At 32.8% G+C, this 19,841-nt stretch carries 15 protein-coding genes; 14 read left to right on the top strand and 1 reads right to left on the bottom strand.

The genetic code is table 11. From position 1 onward, the window contains the following. Positions 1 to 12: 12 nt before the first annotated feature. On the top strand, positions 13 to 1,152 hold the full coding sequence (locus tag VKY41_RS07340; RefSeq protein ID WP_500813788.1) for a peptidylprolyl isomerase: 1,140 nt from the start codon (positions 13 to 15) through the stop codon (positions 1,150 to 1,152). 73 nt (positions 1,153 to 1,225) lie between these two features. On the opposite strand, the gene VKY41_RS07345 is transcribed toward VKY41_RS07340, so the two are convergent. Continuing rightward, a complete protein-coding gene (locus VKY41_RS07345) occupies positions 1,226 to 2,686 on the bottom strand; it encodes an aminoacyl-histidine dipeptidase (RefSeq protein ID WP_500813789.1) in 1,461 nt (486 codons plus the stop codon). A gap of 72 nt (positions 2,687 to 2,758) precedes the next feature. Between VKY41_RS07345 and VKY41_RS07350 the strand changes: the two genes are divergently transcribed. The 13 genes from VKY41_RS07350 to VKY41_RS07410 all read left to right on the top strand — a co-directional run bounded on the left by VKY41_RS07350 (position 2,759) and on the right by VKY41_RS07410 (position 19,637). Next, a complete protein-coding gene (locus VKY41_RS07350) occupies positions 2,759 to 3,826 on the top strand; it encodes a DUF3810 domain-containing protein (RefSeq protein ID WP_500813790.1) in 1,068 nt (355 codons plus the stop codon). Between the two features lie 45 nt (positions 3,827 to 3,871). Next, complete coding sequence (locus tag VKY41_RS07355) at positions 3,872 to 4,669, top strand: TrmH family RNA methyltransferase (protein WP_500813791.1); 798 nt, start codon at positions 3,872 to 3,874, stop codon at positions 4,667 to 4,669. 65 nt (positions 4,670 to 4,734) lie between these two features. Next, positions 4,735 to 5,967: a M48 family metallopeptidase gene (locus VKY41_RS07360; RefSeq protein ID WP_500813792.1), complete on the top strand. Its 1,233-nt coding sequence runs from the start codon at positions 4,735 to 4,737 to the stop codon at positions 5,965 to 5,967. A gap of 162 nt (positions 5,968 to 6,129) precedes the next feature. Then, a complete protein-coding gene (locus tag VKY41_RS07365; protein ID WP_500813793.1) occupies positions 6,130 to 8,343 on the top strand; it encodes a RelA/SpoT family protein in 2,214 nt (737 codons plus the stop codon). A gap of 26 nt (positions 8,344 to 8,369) precedes the next feature. Further along, positions 8,370 to 8,822, top strand: coding sequence for a Fur family transcriptional regulator (locus tag VKY41_RS07370; RefSeq protein WP_500813794.1), 453 nt, complete (start codon positions 8,370 to 8,372; stop codon positions 8,820 to 8,822). Positions 8,823 to 8,833: 11 nt separating this feature from the next. Next, entirely contained in the window at positions 8,834 to 10,105 is a 1,272-nt protein-coding gene (locus VKY41_RS07375) for an adenylosuccinate synthase (protein ID WP_500813795.1), read from the top strand. Positions 10,106 to 10,228: 123 nt separating this feature from the next. After that, a complete protein-coding gene (locus VKY41_RS07380) occupies positions 10,229 to 12,088 on the top strand; it encodes an OstA-like protein (protein ID WP_500813869.1) in 1,860 nt (619 codons plus the stop codon). After that, positions 12,089 to 13,291, top strand: a complete 1,203-nt coding sequence (locus tag VKY41_RS07385; RefSeq protein WP_500813796.1) for an aspartate aminotransferase family protein — start codon at positions 12,089 to 12,091, stop codon at positions 13,289 to 13,291. It abuts the gene before it with no gap. A gap of 124 nt (positions 13,292 to 13,415) precedes the next feature. Then, positions 13,416 to 14,798: a tetratricopeptide repeat protein gene (locus VKY41_RS07390; RefSeq protein ID WP_500813797.1), complete on the top strand. Its 1,383-nt coding sequence runs from the start codon at positions 13,416 to 13,418 to the stop codon at positions 14,796 to 14,798. 54 nt (positions 14,799 to 14,852) lie between these two features. Beyond that, complete coding sequence (locus tag VKY41_RS07395; RefSeq protein ID WP_500813798.1) at positions 14,853 to 15,863, top strand: DUF368 domain-containing protein; 1,011 nt, start codon at positions 14,853 to 14,855, stop codon at positions 15,861 to 15,863. Then, the gene (locus VKY41_RS07400; protein ID WP_500813799.1) at positions 15,863 to 16,882 is read left to right on the top strand and encodes a DUF368 domain-containing protein; all 1,020 of its coding nucleotides are present in this window, start codon (positions 15,863 to 15,865) and stop codon (positions 16,880 to 16,882) included. Before VKY41_RS07395 ends, VKY41_RS07400 begins: the two co-directional genes overlap by 1 nt. Next, positions 16,875 to 17,612 (top strand): shikimate dehydrogenase family protein, encoded by a 738-nt coding sequence (locus VKY41_RS07405; protein ID WP_500813800.1) that lies wholly within the window; start codon positions 16,875 to 16,877, stop codon positions 17,610 to 17,612. Before VKY41_RS07400 ends, VKY41_RS07405 begins: the two co-directional genes overlap by 8 nt. Before the next feature lie 102 nt (positions 17,613 to 17,714). Next, the gene (locus VKY41_RS07410; protein WP_500813801.1) at positions 17,715 to 19,637 is read left to right on the top strand and encodes a DUF349 domain-containing protein; all 1,923 of its coding nucleotides are present in this window, start codon (positions 17,715 to 17,717) and stop codon (positions 19,635 to 19,637) included. The last annotated feature ends 204 nt before the right edge of the window (positions 19,638 to 19,841 follow it).

Below are 19,841 nucleotides of genomic sequence, written 5' to 3' on the forward strand. Positions count from 1 at the left end.
TTAAAACATACTATGAAAATTTTATTTCTTGCACTTTTCGTAAGTTTAACAGCTTGCGAACAGCAAAAATATCCTGATTTAGAAGACGGATTATACGCTGAATTTGTTACTAACAAAGGTATTATGTTAGCTAAATTACACTACCATGAAGTTCCTGTTACTGTAGCTAACTTCGTTGCTTTAACTGAAGGTACACATCCAAACCTTCCGGACTCTTTAAAAGGAAAAAGATATTACGATGGAACAACCTTTCACAGAGTTATAGATAAGTTTATGATTCAAGGTGGAGATCCATCTGGAACGGGCGCTGGAAGTCCTGGATATAAATTCATGGATGAATTTCACCCAAATTTAAAACATGATAAACCAGGTATTTTATCTATGGCTAACGCTGGTCCTGCAACTAATGGAAGTCAATTTTTTATAACTGAAATCCCTACACCTAATTTAGATAACAGACATGCTGTTTTTGGAGAACTAGTACAAGGATTAGAAGTTCAAGATAGTATTTCTAATGTAGAAACAAACAGAGCAGACAATAAGCCTAAAGAGCCAGTTGTTATTGAAGCAATTAACATTATTAGAAAAGGAAAAGAAGCTGAAGCTTTTGATGCTGCTAAAGTTTATACTGAAGAACTTCCTAAAATTGAAGAAAAACAAAATCAGTTAAAAGAAGCAGAAAACCAAAAACTTAAAGATGGTGCTAAAGCAGCTGCAGAAACTTTTTTAACTAAAAATGCCGATTTAGGTGGTACAGTTAAAAAACTAGATACTGGCGTTGTTATGCTTTTCACTAAGCAAGCAGAAGATGCTGTAAAACCAAATTCTTCTCAGAAAGTTCTTGTAGACTATGCTGGTTTTTTTGAAGATGGTCGCTTATTTGACACATCATGGGCTAGTGTAGCTAAAGAAAACAACCAATATAACGAACAACGTGATGCTCAAGGAGGGTACAAACCATTCCCTATGATCTATAACGAAACAGCGAGTCTTGTTCCTGGTTTTAGAGAAGCGATGCTTAACATGAATGTTGGAGATAAAGCTCGTGTTTTTATTCCTAGTTATTTAGGTTATGGAGCAAATGGTATGGGACCAATTCCACCAAACAGCAATTTAGTTTTTGATTTAGAAATTGTTGGAATAGCAGAATAACATCCAATTAATATAAAGAAATAAAAAAAGCAGCTCGTTGAGCTGCTTTTTTTATTTATGGTATTTATACTAATTATTTCTTAGGAATCTGTTTTAAAATCTCTAATACAAATTTCCAATATTTTTGAGCTGAAGATATTTGAGCTCTTTCATCTGGAGAATGCGCTCCTTTAATATTTGGTCCAAAACTAATCATATCCATGTTTGGATAATTCTGTCCAAGAATTCCACACTCCAATCCCGCATGACATGCAGCAACATGAGCTTTTTGCCCATTCATTTTCTCGTATAAACTATCCAATACTTTTAAAATAGCCGAATCCATATTTGGTTTCCAACCTGGATAATCTCCAGAAAACTCTACTTCACATCCTGTTAATTCAAAAGTTGCGCGAAGCATGTTTGCTAAATCCCATTTTGAACTTTCTACAGAAGAACGTGTTAAACAACCAATTTTAATTTCACCGTCTTTTACAATTACTCTTGCTATGTTGTTCGACGTTTCAACTAAGTCTGGAATATCTGCACTCATTCTGTATACACCGTTTAGTGCTGCATACAAAGCTCTTGTTAAACCTTCTTGAACCCCTAAATCCATAATATTTTTAGGAGTAGCTGTTTTAGAAACAACAATCTCTAAATCTGGCTCCATAGTTTTAAGCTCTGTTTTAATCTCATTAGCAAGCTCTGTCAGTTCTGAAACAAAAGCCTCTTCATGCACAGAATCGATTGCAACAATAGCCCTACTTTCTCTAGGAATAGCATTTCTTAAACTTCCTCCATCAATTTCAGAAATACGCAATCCAAAATTTTCAAAACCATCAAACATCAAACGATTCATGATTTTATTGGCATTACCTAAACCTTCATGTATTTGCATTCCTGAATGTCCTCCTTGCAATCCCTTTACTTCAATAGTAAAACCTGTTTTAAATTCAGGAGTTTCTTCTTCATTATAAGTTCTTGTAGCGGTTACATCCACTCCACCGGCACAACCAACCCCTATTTCATCATCTTCTTCCGTGTCTAAATTCAAAAGAATTTCACCGTCCAGCAAGCCTCCTTTTAAACCCATGGCACCTGTCATTCCTGTTTCTTCATCTATAGTAAATAAAGCTTCAATAGCAGGATGAGGAATATCAGTGCTTTCTAAAATGGCCATAATAGTTGCTACTCCTAAACCGTTATCGGCCCCTAAAGTTGTTCCTTTTGCACGAACCCAATCACCATCAACATACATATCGATTCCTTGTGTAGCAAAGTCGAAATTGGTATCAGCATTTTTTTGGTGAACCATATCTAAATGAGACTGCATAACAACAGTTACACGATCTTCCATTCCTGGAGTCGCTGGTTTTTTAATAATAACGTTTCCAACCTCGTCCACAATAGTTTCAAGGTTTAACTTTTCACCAAAATCCTTCATAAAAGCAATTACCTGTTCTTCTTTTTTTGAAGCTCTTGGCACAGCATTTAAATCGGCAAATTTATTCCAAAGTTGTTTTGGCTCTAGGTTTCTTATTTCTGAATTCATATCTGTAATTTTATGTTTTACAAAGGTACTTATATCTTGTAGAGTATTAAAACATTTACCTATTTTTGAAGGATGCTGAAAAACCCAAAACCATATATTGCCTTTTCCCTAGTTCCATTATTACTTATAGTCGAGCTTTTAAAACAATTCCCTGAAGTTGTTGAAACTTACTACAGCTTAGGTCTATATCCTATTATTTCCAGTATATTCCGTTTTACACTAGGATGGGTTCCGTTTTCATTTGGAGATTTAATTTACGGTTTCGCAATTGTTTATATGGCTAGATGGTTTATTGTAAATAGAAGACGAATTATAAGAGACACTAAACTTTGGCTGATTGATGTGGTTGCTTTTATTTCAATCATATTTATTGCTTTTCATTTGTTTTGGGCAATGAATTACCACAGACTACCCTTACATGAAAGCTTAAATTTAGATGCTGAATATTCTACAGAACAACTACTTACGGTAACTGAAAAATTAATTAAAAAATCGAATGCAGTTCATTTAGAATTAACTAAAAACGACTCGAACAAAATTAATTTACCTTATAGTAAAAATGAAGTAATAAATTTAGTTCCAAAAGGTTATGAAGCTATAGAAAATGAATTCCCTCATTTAAAATATCATCCAAAAAGTATTAAAAAATCGTTGTTTAGCTTACCATTAACTTATATGGGTTTTAGCGGTTATTTAAATCCATTAACAAACGAAGCACAAATTAACAGTTATATTGTTCCTTATAGATTTCCGGTAGTTGCATCGCATGAAGTTGCACATCAATTAGGTTATGCTAAGGAAAATGAAGCCAATTTTATTGGTGGATTGGCAGCTATAAATCACCAAGACCCTTATTTTAATTATAGTGGTTATACTTTTTTACTAAAACATTGTTTGCTTGAAATTTACAAACGCGACAACGAATTGTATTTTGATATTTTAAAAACCGTAAACAAAGGTATTTTGAAAAACTATCAGGAGGTACAGAACTTTTGGGACAGCTATCAAAATCCGGCCGAACCCTTATTTAAAAAAACCTATAACAGTTATTTAATTGCCAACAACCAAAAAGAAGGTATGGAAAGTTATAGTTATGTTGTTGCTTTAATTGTTAATTATTTTGAAGCAAAAAGTATCTAATTCATTCATTTAAAATTATTATTGAAAAAACTAAATTTGCACACGATGATAAAGCAAATAACAAGTAGCCAAAACGCTTATATTAAAGAACTATTTCAACTTAAAGAAAAATCTAGAGCACGTAAAAAATCTGGATTATTTTTAATTGAAGGTGCTCGAGAAATTAGTTTAGCAATAAAAGGAGATTATTCCATTGATACCATTTTATTTTTTCCAGATTTATTTTCTGAAGAACAACTTAACAACTTGATAACTTCACAGCGAAACACCATAGAAATTTCTAAAGAAGTTTACCAAAAACTCGCTTACAGAGATACTACAGAAGGTATAATTGCAGTTGCTAAAGCCAAAGACTTCTTACTTAAAAACCTAAGATTCAAATCAAAAAACCCATTAATATTAGTTGCTGAAGCCCCTGAAAAACCAGGTAACATAGGTGCACTTTTACGCACTGCAGATGCGGCTAATGTAGATGCTGTAATTATTGCTAATCCAAAAACTGATTTGTACAATCCAAATATTATACGTTCAAGTGTAGGTTGTGTTTTCACCAATCAAATTGGCACTGGTACTACAGAAGAAATCATTGAATTTTTAAACAGTAACAATATCGATATTTATAGTGCTATATTGCAAGAGTCTGTGAATTATCATGAACAAGATTACGCAAAAGCATCTGCCATTGTAGTTGGAACAGAAGCCAATGGACTTAGTAATGCATGGAGAAAAGCTTCTAAACAGAACATTAAAATACCAATGCAAGGAGAAATAGATTCCATGAACGTTTCTGTAGCAGCCGGAATTCTTATTTTTGAAGCTAAAAGACAACGAGCGTTCCTCTAAAAGTTCAACAATAAACAATTTACAATACCCAAATTTCAATATAACCGAATCGGAATTTAATTCTCATGACAGCCACTACCCTATTCTACATTATAATTGCCATTATAATTATCAATTTCATTATAGATAAAGTCCTTGATGCTTTAAACGCAAAACATTTTAATGATCCTGTTCCGCAAGAGCTTCAAGACGTATATGATGAAACAGAATACAAAAAATCTCAAGCCTATAAAAAAACAAATTATAAGTTTGGACTGTTTACTTCCACATTTTCCATTGTGCTTACTCTTGCTTTTTTAATTTTTGATGGTTTTGAATTTGTAGATAACATTGCTAGAAGCTATTCGGACAACCCAATTTTGATAGCCCTGATTTTCTTCGGAATAATCATGATTGGCAGCGATTTCCTTTCAACACCTTTTTCATACTACAAAACCTTTGTTATTGAAGAACAATTTGGCTTTAATAAAACCACTAAAAAAACCTTTGTCTTAGACAAAATAAAAGGCTGGGTTATGCTTGGTATTATAGGTGGGGGTATTCTAGCACTAATAATTTGGTTTTATCAATTTGCTGAAAACAATTTTTGGCTATACGCTTGGGCATTAATAGCAGTTTTTACTGTTTTTATAAATATGTTTTATGCAAAATTAATCGTGCCCTTATTCAATAAACAAACGCCTTTAGAAGAAGGCGAATTACGTAACAAAATTTCCTCTTATGCTCAAACGGTTGGTTTTAAATTAGACAAAATCTTCGTGATTGACGGTTCTAAAAGAAGCACTAAAGCCAACGCCTATTTTTCTGGATTTGGAAGTGAAAAACGTGTAACATTGTATGACACATTGATAAACGATTTAGAGGATGAAGAAATTGTGGCTGTGCTTGCTCACGAGGTCGGTCACTATAAGAAAAAGCACATTATTTTTAATTTAATCGCCTCTGTCCTACTAACTGGGTTTACACTTTATATTCTATCTATATTCATTTCAAATCCGTTACTTTCAAATGCCTTAGGAGTTGAAACTCCGAGTTTTCATATTGGCCTAATTGCCTTTGGGTTACTATATGCCCCAATTTCAGAAGTTACTAGCTTAGTTATGAATTGGTTCTCTAGAACCTTCGAATATCAAGCAGATAATTATGCTAAAAACACCTATAAAGCTGAACCTCTTATCAGCTCTCTTAAAAAATTATCAAAAAATAGTTTAAGCAACTTAACCCCTCATAAAGCATATGTTTTCATGCATTATTCTCATCCAACCTTACTAGAAAGAATAAAAAATTTGAAATTATAAGTCCACTTTTAGATTAAATAAACTTTTTCTTGTTATTACCGAATTAAAATCGGGAAACATCTTATATTTATATAAAATAAGACTTTTTAATTCCTATGTAATAGATCTATATTTAAGTAAAAAGGATTGTGAATTAGTTTCGTTTATATTATTTTTAAATTTATGACAGAACAAGAGCTAGAGAAAGAAAATGTTGCAATTGCCAAGGCTTATAAAGAGCTACTTCGAGTAAGTTACAGAACACTTACAGATGAAGATAAAAAACTCATTAGAAAAGCTTTTGATGTGGCAGTAGATGCGCACAAAGACCAACGACGAAAATCGGGAGAAGCTTATATTTTCCACCCAATTGCTGTAGCTAAAATTGTAGCTCAAGAAATTGGAATGGATGCAACCTCAATTGCTGCAGCACTTCTTCATGATGTGGTTGAAGACAACGATAATTATTCAATTTCCGATATTGAACGATTATTTGGTGAAACCGTTGCAAAAATTGTAGATGGCTTAACTAAAATTTCATCCTTAGACACAGAGATGGATGTGTCTCTTCAAGCTGAAAACTTTAGACGCATGCTCTTAACCCTTAACGACGATGTTAGGGTAATTATCATAAAAATTGCCGACAGACTGCATAATATGCAGACTATGGAATCCATGCGTTCAGATAAACAAATAAAAATTGCATCTGAAACCTTATACATTTATGCGCCTTTAGCACATAGAATTGGGCTCTACAATATAAAATCGGAACTTGAAGACCTAGGTTTAAAATATACCGAACCGGAGGTTTACCACGATATTTTAACGAGTATTAAAGACAGTAAAGAAGAGCAGGATGCCTATATTGATGAATTTACAAGCGTTATAAAAACCACTCTTGACAAAGAAAAATTAGATTACGAAATAAAAGGTAGAACTAAATCTATTTTTTCTATTCGTAGAAAAATGCAAAATCAAGGTGTTTCCTTTGATGAAGTTTACGACAAATTTGCCGTTAGGATTATCTATAAAAGTGAACCCGAAAATGAAAAATTCCTTGCATGGAAAATCTACTCCATTGTAACCGATCACTTTAGACCAAACCCTACCAGACTTCGAGACTGGATTTCTTCACCTAAATCTACTGGCTACGAAGCTTTGCATATTACCGTTGTTGGACCAAAAGGCAGATGGGTAGAAGTGCAAATAAGAAGTGAGCGCATGAATGAAGTAGCCGAAAAAGGTTTTGCTGCACACTATAAATACAAACAAGGTAGCGATATAGACGATAGTTTGGACATTTGGATTTCAAGACTCCAAGAAGCTTTAGAAAATCATGAAACCAATGCAGTTGATTTTGTAGAACAGTTTAAACTTAATTTATATTCCAAAGAAATTTTTGTGTTTACACCTAAAGGTGAATTAAAATCTCTACCAAAAGGAGCTACTCCTTTAGATTTTTCTTTTAGCATCCATACAGAAGTTGGAATGAAAACCCGTGGAGCCAAAGTAAACGGAAAATTAGTTCCTTTAAGTCATGTGTTAAAAAGTGGTGACCGTGTAGATATTTTAACTTCCGATTCTGCAAAACCAAATTCAAACTGGCTCGATTATGCAACAACTGCCAAGGCAAGAAGTAAAATTAAATCGGCCTTAAAAGAAGATAAAAAAGAAATTGCCGAAGAAGGAAAAGAAATTTTAAGAAGAAAATTAAAACAGTTAAAAATAATTTTAAACGAAAAGTCGGTTAACGAATTGGTTAATCACTTCAAGTTAAAAACTAGTTTAGATTTATTTTATAGAGTAGGTATTGGAACTATTGATAATGCCATGATTAAAGAGTATGCTTCATCTAGAAGTAATGCCTTTATGAGTTATATTAAAAATAAAATCTCTCGAAAACCTACACTTTCCAAAGAAGAACTGGACAAAGATGAAATTACCTCCAAATACGATTTATTAGTATTTGGAAAGGAAGGAGAAAAACTAGATTACAAATTTGCTAATTGCTGCAACCCTATTCCTGGAGATGCTGTTTTTGGATTTTTAACTATAAATGATGGTCTAAAAGTACATAAACAAAACTGTCCGAATGCGGTAAGCCTGCAGTCCAATTACGCATATAGAATCATGACTGCAAAATGGATAGATTCTTCGCAACAAGAATTTGCTGCTCAAATTATTCTTTCTGGAATTGACAATTTAGGTTTGGTCAATGATATAACTAAAGTTATTTCTGCCAACATGCACGTAAATATGAAAAGCTTAAGTTTTCAAAGTGATGACGGCCTTTTTTCTGGAAAAATAAATGTTGTTGTTAAAAACAACACCTTACTTAAAAAACTAATGGATAACTTGAAAAAAATTAATGGTATAGATAAAGTATCTAGAGTGTAAAAATTAATGTAAATTTGCACACAACTATGAGCTTAAAAACAGATACAAAGAACCAAGAAATTGTAAAAAACGTGTTTACTGCTTTTTTAGAAGAAAACAAGCACCGTAAAACACCTGAGCGTTATGCCATTTTACAAGAAATTTATAATAGCGATGAACACTTCGATATAGAGTCTTTATACCTAAGTATGAAAAACAAAAAGTATCGTGTGTCGCGTGCTACGCTTTATAATACCATTGAAATCTTATTAGATTGCGGCTTGGTTAGAAAACACCAATTTGGTCAAAATCAAGCACATTACGAAAAATCGTATTTCGATAAACAACACGATCATGTTATATTAACAGATACTGGTGAAGTTATTGAGTTTTGCGATCCAAGAATTCAAAGTATAAAAAAAACTATAGAAGAGGTTTTTGATATTGAAATTAAAAACCATTCACTCTACTTTTACGGCAACAGAAAAACAAACAAATAACTTATTTTACAATGGCAGTAGATTTACTACTAGGACTACAATGGGGAGACGAAGGCAAAGGAAAAATTGTTGATGTTCTTACCTCCAACTACAACATTATTGCACGCTTTCAAGGTGGGCCTAACGCTGGACACACGCTTGAATTTGATGGAATTAAACACGTTTTAAGAACCATCCCATCTGGAATTTTTCATAAAGAATCAACCAATGTTATTGGTAACGGAGTAGTAATCGATCCAGTGGTTTTCGCCAAAGAATTGGAAGGTCTAGACCAATTCAATATCGATTATAAAACCAACTTGATTATTTCTAGAAAAGCACACATTATCCTTCCAACACACCGATTGTTGGATGCTGCAAGTGAAGCTTCAAAAGGAAAAGCTAAAATTGGTTCAACTTTAAAGGGAATTGGACCAACTTATATGGATAAAACCGGTAGAAACGGAATTCGTGTTGGAGATTTAGAACTTGCCGATTGGAAAGAAAGATATCGTGCTTTAGCAAACAAGCACATAGCCATGATTAACTTCTACAATGTAGATATTCAATACAACTTGGCAGAAATGGAAGTAGAGTTTTTTGAAGCTGTGAAAGTTTTAAAATCTTTACAATTTATAGATTCTGAAGAATACCTATACCAAGCCCAAAAAGCTGGAAAAACTATTTTAGCTGAAGGAGCTCAAGGATCTTTACTAGATATCGATTTTGGAACCTACCCATTCGTAACATCAAGTAACACAACAGCGGCCGGAGCTTGTACTGGTTTAGGCGTGGCTCCAAACCAAATTGGCGAAGTTTACGGTATTTTTAAAGCCTATACAACACGTGTTGGCTCTGGACCATTCCCAACAGAATTATTTGATGAAGTTGGTGCGAAAATGGCAAAAATAGGAAATGAATTTGGTGCGGTAACTGGTCGTGCTAGACGTTGTGGTTGGCTAGATTTAATCGCTTTAAAATATGCATGTCAAGTTAATGGTGTAACCAAATTAATGATGATGAAGGGTGATGTACTTTCTGGGTTTGACACCTTAAAAGTTTGTACCGCATACAAGTATAAAGGTGAAACTATAACTCATTTACCATATAATATCGAACCTGAAAACCTAGATCCAATTTATACAGAATTCAAAGGTTGGAAAGAAGATTTAACTAAAATGACAGAAACTTCTCAGTTCCCAAAAGAATTGAACGACTACATCGATTTCTTAGAAAAAGAATTAGAAATCCCTATTCATTTAGTATCTGTTGGACCTGATAGAAAACAAACTATTTTTAGATAATCAACTTACAAAATACAACATAAGACCTTTCAAGTTATTTAAACTCGAAAGGTCTTTTCTATTAAAAATATCTTAATGCAACTCAACCGAACGTATTAATCATTATTTTTGTCAAAATTTATAATGTTGCAACAACCAAGTCAAATTTTACTTAGCTTTTTATTATGCCTGTTATTCTTTGGCTTTTCTTTCGCCCAAGAACAAAAGCGCATAGAGATTAAATATTCTGGTTTTTTAGAATTTAAAGAAGAAGATGCCCCAGGACTAAAAGTAATGACCCGTGATGACTCCCAACAAATACACGTCATCCACGAAGGTGTAAACATGTATTGCGACCAAGCTTTACTTTACAGCAACGATGATTTTATTGAAGCTTATGGCAACGTAAAAATGATTCAAGGAGACACCATTAATATGACTGCCAAATATGTAGAATATAGTGGGAAAACAAAATTGGCTTTTGCTAGTGGCGAAGTCATTCTTAAAGAGCCAAACTCCACCTTAACTACTGACACTCTGTTTTTTGACCGTGTTAAACAACAATCTTATTATAAAAGTGGCGGTCAGGTAGTTCGTGATTCTTCAGGAACTATTACCAGTCAAATTGGACGCTATTATATGGATGCAAAAAAATACCAATTTGTAAACAACGTGGTTTTAACACATCCTGATTATAAAATCAACACCAAACACTTAGACTTTTATTCGGAAAGTGGACACGCCTATTTGTATGGCCCTTCAACCATTGTTACCGACGAAAGTAAAACCTACTGTGAAAAAGGTTTTTACGACACAGAAAACAAAACAGGTTACGGCGTTAAAAAAACAAAGATTGAGTATGACAATCGTGTCTTTGAAGGAGATAGTATGTATTTTGACAACAACCGAAATTTTGCCTCTGCAACCAACAACATAAAAGTTACAGATACAGTAAACAAAAGTATTATTAAAGGACATTATGCTGAAGTTTACAAGGCTAAAGATTCTGTTTTTATAACTAAAAGAGCTTTGGCAATATCTGTTCAAGAAAAGGATTCTATCTATATCCACGCAGATACGCTTATGGTTACTGGAAAACCAGATAAAAGAATTACTAGAGCCTTTAGAAACACAAAAATGTATAAGTCGGATATGAGTGGTAAGGCAGACTCCATCCATGTCAATCATCACACAGGATTAACGCAACTTATTAATATTTCATCATTATCGTCTAAAGATGCCTTTGCAGTAAAACGTCGACCGGTAATTTGGAATTTAGAAAACCAAATAACAGGTGATACCATTCATATTAAATCCAACCCTAAAACTGAAAAACTAGATTCCTTGGTTGTTTTTTATGACGCATTTTTAATTAGCAAGGATACAATTAGCCAAGATGGATACAATCAGATTTCAGGAAAAAGTCTCATTGGACTGTTCGATGATCAGAACAATTTAAAACAAGTGGACATCCTTAAAAATGCTGAATCTATTTTTTATGCTAGGAATGATGAACAAGAACTAGTTGGAATAGACAAAGCAAAATCAGGTAGTATTTCTATCTTTTTTAATGATGGAGAAATTGAGCAATACAATCGGTACAACCAAATTGATGCAAAGACTTATCCTGAATCTGAATTCCCCAAAAACGCAAGAAAACTTAGAGGGTTCGATTGGAGAGAAGAAGAAAGACCAAAAAATGTAGAAGACTTATTTAGTGATGATCCTCCTTTAAACCTACCTATTATAAAAGGCTTGGATGATTATGTGCCACAAGAAGAGTTTTTCGACGACAGTATGATTGGACGGGTTGAAAAAGCACGAAAATCAGAAAAACCAACAATTGAAGCCAATTCGAAAGAAGATAAAGGCAAAAACAAAACATTTAAGGCTGGTAGACATATTCCACAAGATATTTTGGATGATGCAAAAATGAAGAAAGAGAATACCAAGCCTACAACCAAAACAAAAAAAGGGTTGTTACCAAAAAAAGTAAGTAAATAAATGGCTATAGATTTTTTTAAATATCAAGCACAAACATCCCCACACCCATTAGCTATGAAAGTTTCTTATGCTAAGGGCTCATATATCTATGATGTTAACAACAAAGCCTATCTAGATTTCGTGGCTGGTGTTTCAGCTTGCACTCTAGGTCATGGGCATCCCAAAGTGGTTACCGCCATAAAAGATCAATTAGACAAGTACTTACATGTAATGGTCTATGGCGAATACATTCAGGAACCAGCTGTAGAACTGGCTAAATTATTAGCTAAACACTTACCTAATAACTTAGAAAAAACCTATTTAACTAATTCGGGAACTGAAGCAATAGAAGGTGCTTTAAAATTGGCGAAACGCGCAACGGGTAGAAGCGGAATTATTTCTGCAAAGAATGCATATCATGGCAATACCATGGGTTCTATGAGTATTATGGGTTATGAAGAGCGTAAAAGAGCCTTCAGACCCTTGTTGCCAGACACTTCTTTTATTGAATTCAATAACGAGGACGATCTAAATAAAATAACTAAAAATACAGCTTGTGTTGTTTTAGAAACTATACAAGGTGGCGCTGGTTTTATTGAACCTAAAAACAGATATTTAGAAAAAGTTAGAGAACGATGTGATAAAGTAGGAGCATTATTAATATTAGACGAAATTCAACCAGGAATAGGAAGAACTGGCAAGCTTTTTGGTTTTGAACATTATAATTGCGTACCTGACATTTTGGTAACAGGGAAAGGTTTAGGTGGAGGAATGCCAATTGGCGCTTTTACAGCATCGGCTAAATTAATGGATTTATTACAAGACAATCCAAAATTAGGACATATAACAACCTTTGGTGGACATCCAGTAATTGCAGCTGCAGCATTGGCAACCTTAAAGGAAGTAACGAAAAGTAATTTAATAGCTCAAACCCTAGAAAAAGAACAGCTTTTTAGAAAACATCTAGTTCATCCGTTAATATTAGGTGTTCGTGGTAAAGGGCTAATGTTGGCCGCTATGACGCCTTCAGCAGAAATAACAACTGAAGCTATTTTAGCTTGTCAAGACGAAGGACTTATCTTATTTTGGCTACTTTTTGAACCAAAAGCCATTAGGATAACACCTCCATTAACCATATCGAATGAAGAAATCGTGGAAGGATGTCAAATTATCCTAAAAGTTTTAGATAAAATCCAATCAAAACACAGCCAACCAACCCGCTGATAATCAACAAACCCAGCAATCAATCAAATAAGTGTTCATTACTTTGTTAAAAAGATTTGAGCAAACTTATCATAAAAATAAAATAGTACCTTAAATTTAGTACTATATCTATATAAAAGTGCTTATGGAGTTTAGTCCCAATAATAATATATCATTAACAAAATTTGAATCGATGTTAAAAACGAATCATATTTTGTTTTTTGACTCGGAAGAATTTGAGAATATTATTCATCATTATTTGACCTTGGGTAAAATTTCATTGGCTAAAAAAGCCATTAAATTAAGCCTGCAACAACATCCCGATTCTATCAATTTAAAGCTTTTTAAAGTTGAAGTTCTGGTGTTTGAAGATAAACTAAGCGAAGCGGATGCTTTACTTAATGAGCTTCATGATTTAGAACCTAATAACGAAGAAATATACATTCAAAAAGCTAATATTTTCTCGAAAAAAGACAATCATAAAAAAGCCATACACGTATTAAAAAAGGCATTAGAACTTACTGATGACGTTCAAGATATTTACTCGTTAATAGGAATGGAGTATTTATTCTTAGATAAATTTGAAGAAGCTAAATACTATTTTATTAAATGTATGGACGAGGATACAGAAGATTATTCTGCCTTATACAACCTAATTTATTGTTTTGAATTCCTTGATCAACAAGACGAGGCTATTGAGTATTTGAACAACTTTTTAAATAGAAATCCGTATAGTGAAGTCGCATGGCATCAATTAGGAAAACAATATTATGCCTTAAAAGAGTTTAACAAAGCCTTAACCGCATTCGATTTTGCAATTATTTCTGACGATACTTTTGTAGGAGCTTACTTGGAAAAAGGAAAGGTATTAGAAAAACTTAAACGCTATGAAGACGCGCTAGAAGCCTATTCATTAACACTAGAACTTGACGACGCCACCTCATTTGCTCTACTAAGAATAGGACATTGTTATGAAAAGCTAGAGCAAGACGAGCTGGCTATTCAGTACTACAATAAAACAATAAAAGAAGACCCTTTATTAGACAAGGGCTGGATTGCTATTACTAAATATTATAACAAAAAAGGAAACTATAAAAAATCGCTTTATTATATTAATAAAGCAATAAATATCGATTCCGAAAACATGGCATATTGGAAATTATATGCCCAATTAAATTTTAGATTAAACTTTTTAGAAGAAGCTGAACGAGGCTATAAAAAAGCTTTAGATTTAGGAAACTACGAGTTAGAAACTTGGTTGGTTAGAGGCGATATTTTATTAAAACTTGGCGAACCTGAATCTGCTATTTTAAATTTTCTTCAAGCTTCTGAATTCTATCCAGAAAATGCTGAAATTGAATATCGACTAGCTGGTTTGTATTTTAGTTTAAATGAAAGTGAAAAAGGAGAATACCACTTAAAAAACGGACTTTGTTTTAATACGGAATACGCTTTTATTATTGAAGAACTTTTTCCAAAAGTGTATAAAAAACGACAAATTAAAAACTTGCTTAAATCCAAACAATAGCAAAAACGTCTGATTAAATTTACATACCTTTGGTTTTCTATTTTTAAACTAACCATGCAAAGACGTTTTAAAGATTATTTTTTCATAACACTAAAAGGGCTTGCCATGGGTGCTGCCGATGCCGTTCCAGGAGTTTCTGGAGGCACAATAGCCCTTATATCTGGCATTTACCAAGAACTTATATCCACTATTAGCAACGTTAACATATCCTTGTTAAAAACGCTTCGTACAAATGGGTTTCAAGCTTTTTGGAAAGAATTAAATGGCAATTTTATTCTAGCTCTTTTACTAGGAATTTTCACTAGTTTCGTAACGTTTATGCGTTTAGCGAAGTATTTAATTGAATTACATCCAATTTTAATTTGGTCATTCTTTTTTGGACTAATCATAGCCAGTATTTTCTTTGTAGCAAAGCAAATAACCAAGTGGAACCCTATTACTTTTATAGCTTTAATTCTAGGTGCATTTATAGCTTATTATATAACTACCTTGCCTTCTATGGCAAGCAATAACAACCCATTATTTTTATTTATAGCAGGAGCCATAGCAATTTGCGCCATGATTTTACCAGGAATTTCTGGATCTTTTATTTTAGTTATTTTGGGGGCCTATAAAACCTTAAGCGATGCAATACACGACTGGGATTTTAAACGAATCGCGATTTTTGCCGCAGGAGCTATAGTTGGTCTATTAAGTTTTAGTAGAGTTTTAAAATGGCTATTTAAACATTATCAAAATACTACTTTAGCCTTATTAACAGGTTTTATTGTGGGTTCATTAAATAAAATTTGGCCTTGGAAAAAATCCTTAACTGTATTAAATGATGCTACTGGTGAAGCCTTACAATTTTCAGAAGTTTCAGAATTAGGAACACTAGCCGTATACCAACAACAAATAAATGATTTTGAATCGTATAAGGTTGTTACAGAGGAAAGCGTGTCACCTTTTGTATACACATCCATAAATAATGGCGAGAGTTCTCAATTAATACTTGCCATATCACTAATTATCGTAGGATTTTTAACTATTTTTATTCTCGAAAAGATAGGTAACAAACAAGCATAATGCAACGTACACGGACATTTACCGATAAATTTTTCCTGGTTTTAAAAGGCTTGGGAATGGGAGCTGCCAATAAAGTTCCCGGAGTTTCCGGTGGTGTTGTTGCTTTTGTTGCTGGATTTTATGAAGAGTTTATTTATTCCCTACAGAAAGTAAATGGAAAGGCCTATAAGCTTCTTATAAATAGGCGCTTTAAAAGTTTCTACCAATATATTAACGGACGCTTCTTAAGTTTACTATTCTTTGGAATGATCGTCAGTTATTTTAGTATATCTAAACTATTAGATTATTTAATTAAGCACTACGAACTCTATGTTTGGAGTGTATTCTTCGGAATGATTATTGGCTCAATTTATTACATAAGCAAAGATTTTAAAGATTGGAATTATAAAACCTACATGTCACTAGGAATAGGAACTCTTATAGGTTTAAGTATTAGCTTTTTAGACCCTGCAACAGAAAACGACAACCTTTTATTTGTATTCTTCTGTGGAATTATTAGTGTTTCTGGCATGACATTACCTGGATTTTCAGGCTCCTTTATTCTCATAATTCTTGGTAACTATGTACTTCTTTTGGTCGATTCGGTAAATGCTTTATACGACACTTTTGCTGAAATAATAACAGGGGACTTTAGCGTTATCGAAAATAAGGAACGACTAAGAATGCTTAAAGTTTTAGCCGTATTTACACTAGGATCTGCAGTTGGTTTAGTTACTTTTTCGCATATTTTAAGTTATATTTTAAAACACTACAAAAGCATAACCATCTCAGCTATTATAGGTTTTATTGTGGGCTCTCTTGGTGTGGTTTGGCCTTGGAAAAAAACCATTTTAAAAATGGATACTCAAGGACAGTATATACTAGACTCATCCGGACGAACCATTATTGAAAATTATAAACGATATATACCAGAACTACAAAGCGATACATACTTTGCAATAGCTTATATTGTTTTTGGCATTTTCATTGTTCTTGCCTTAGAACGATATGGACGAATAACTAGAAAAACCGATGGATAAATTTGGTCTTATAGGGAAAAATATTTCATACTCCTTCTCCAAAGAATATTTTAAAAACAAATTTAAAAACGAAGGAATTTTAAATGCTTCCTACGAGAATTTCGATATTCAGAATATATCAGAATTTCCGAACATCTTAAAAAGCAATCCATATATAAAAGGTCTAAACGTAACCATTCCTTATAAAGAAATTATAATTCCTTTCTTAGATGAAATGGATGAAAAAGCCTCAAAAATTGGAGCAGTAAATACAATCAAAGTTTTAAATAACGGAAAACTAAAAGGCTACAATACAGATTATTTTGGATTTTCAAAATCCTTAAAACCCCAAATTAAGCCAATACATAAAAAAGCCTTAATTTTAGGAACAGGTGGAGCCAGCAAAGCAATAAAATACGCTTTGGAAGAACTTAACATAGAATGTGCCTTCGTATCAAGAAATTCTTCCAAAGAAACAGAATACACATACAAATCCTTGTCTGAAGAGGTTATAAGAACCCATCAAATAATTATCAACTGCACGCCATTAGGCACCTATCCTAAAATAGACGAATGTCCTAACATTCCATACCAAGCCATTTCAAATACTCATATTTTGTTCGACTTAATCTACAATCCAGAGGAAACAAAATTTCTGAAATTAGGAAAAAACAGAAAAGCCACATGCATAAATGGCCTTAAGATGTTAATATTTCAAGCAGACAAAGCTTGGGATATATGGAATTCATAATATCATTTTAAAAGAAATAAAAACGGGAAGCCTTTGTAAATAATACAGTTGTTACTATCTTTAACGCTAGAGTATTTTTTTACGAACCATAACATTTTAAAAATGTCAGAGCAAGATAACCTGCAAGATGCAGACGGAAAGAAGGAATTAACAGTTTCAGTTGAAAACAATGAAAATTCTACAGTACAAATAGAAGAAGTTACCTCAGGAGTGGAGGAAAAAGAAAATGACGATAAAGTAATTTCTGAAATCGAAGAATCTAATGCTGAAGACGCTGAAGATGAAGGCAGTGTAGATAGACATAGTATTGATAAAAAAGACTATGAAAAAATGTCATTGGAAGCTTTGGCTGACGAGTTAGAACAATTGTTGAAAAACCATAAAGTTCAAGCCATTAAATCTCATGTTGAAGAGATTAGAAGTGAATTTAAATCGAAGTTTAGCACTCTTTTAGACGAAAAGAAAGAAGAATTTTTAAACGACGGTGGAAATGAAATTGACTTTTATTACTCCAACCCTACGCAAAATCGCTATAAAGATGCTATTAAAGAGTATCGTACCAAACTCAATGCACATTATAAAAGTTTGGAAACAAGCTTAAAAGAAAACTTGGCCGAACGTCTGGAGATAATTGAAGAAATTAAAGGGTTAATTAATGTTGAAGAAAACATAAATACAACCTATAAACACTTTAAAGATTTACAAGAAAGATGGCGAAATGCTGGTCCAATTCCAAGAGATAAATACAATAATGCTTGGAACACATACCATCATCATGTAGAGATATTTTATGACTTTTTACATTTAAATCGCGATTTACGAGATTTAGACTTTAAGCATAACTTAGAACAAAAAACTAAAATTATTGAACGTGCTGAAGAATTAGCACAAGACGATAATTTAAACAGAGCCTTTAGAGAGCTACAGGTTTTACACAAAATGTGGAAAGAAGAACTTGGCCCTGTTGACAAGGAATATCGAGAAGAAATATGGCAGCGCTTTAAAGCAGCAACCAAGAAAATTCACGACAAACGTCAAGTGTATTTCGATCAACTGGATAAGGAATATGAAAAAAACCTAGAGACCAAACAAGCCATTATAGATAAAATAAAAACGTTAGGGGAAAAAGGTGCTAAAACCCATAGCGAATGGCAAAAGAAAATTAAAGAAATTGAAGCTTTAAGAAATGAGTTTTTTGAAGCTGGAAAAGTCCCTATTAAGGTAAATGAAGCTACTTGGTCTGCTTTTAAAACAGCTGTTAGAAGTTTTAATAAAAAGAAAAACGCTTATTACAAGGATCTAAAAAAGGACCAATACGACAATCTTCAGAAGAAATTGGATTTAATTAAAATTGCTGAAGACAATAAAGATAGTGACGATTTTGAAGTTACCACTCCTTTGATGAAAAAGATTCAAAACGATTGGAAGAAAATTGGACACGTACCTAGAAAAAATAGTGACAAGATTTGGAATCAATTTAAATCGGCTTGCAACCACTACTTCGATAAAATAAATGCTGCCAAAAACGAGGCTAACAAAGAAGAGGTAGAAGCATACGAAACTAAAGTTAAGTTGCTAGAGGAAATAAAAAATTTAGAACTTTCTGGCAATAAGGAAACAGATTTAGAAACCATTAAAAAGCACATAGACCAATGGAAGTCTATTGGAAATGTTCCTTCAAACAAACGATATATTGAAGGTAAACTAAATAAAACACTAGATGCTTATTTTAAAAGTTTGAAATTAAACAAAACCGAAGCAGAACTTATAAAATTTGAAAACAAACTTGAGGTTTTAAACAATTCTGATGATTCTAGACACTTAGATAATGAACGATCGTTTATTAGTAAAAAAATTAATGAGGTTAAAGCAGAAATCAATCAGCTGGAAAACAACTTGCAGTTTTTTACTAACGTAGATGAAAGCAATCCTGTAGTTAAAGATGTTATGGATACTATTAAAAAACATAAAGATACTTTAGCTCTTTGGAAAACTAAACTTAAAAAGATTAAAGAGTTGTATTAGAATACACAAGTACTGTAAAATATTAAATCCTATTTATTGAATAAAGTAAGCACTTATTCATAAATAGGATTTAAACTAACTAAACTAACTAAATCGTTATTCTTTTCCCAACTAAAAAATAACCTTCTTATAATTTTGAATGGCAACTTTATAGGTAAGAACTTAAGCTATTAATCTACTACTTATGAAAGAAAATAGCCATTC

The sequence above is a fragment of the Xanthomarina sp. genome (genome assembly GCF_035306605.1).
Classification (GTDB): Bacteria; Bacteroidota; Bacteroidia; order Flavobacteriales; family Flavobacteriaceae; genus Xanthomarina.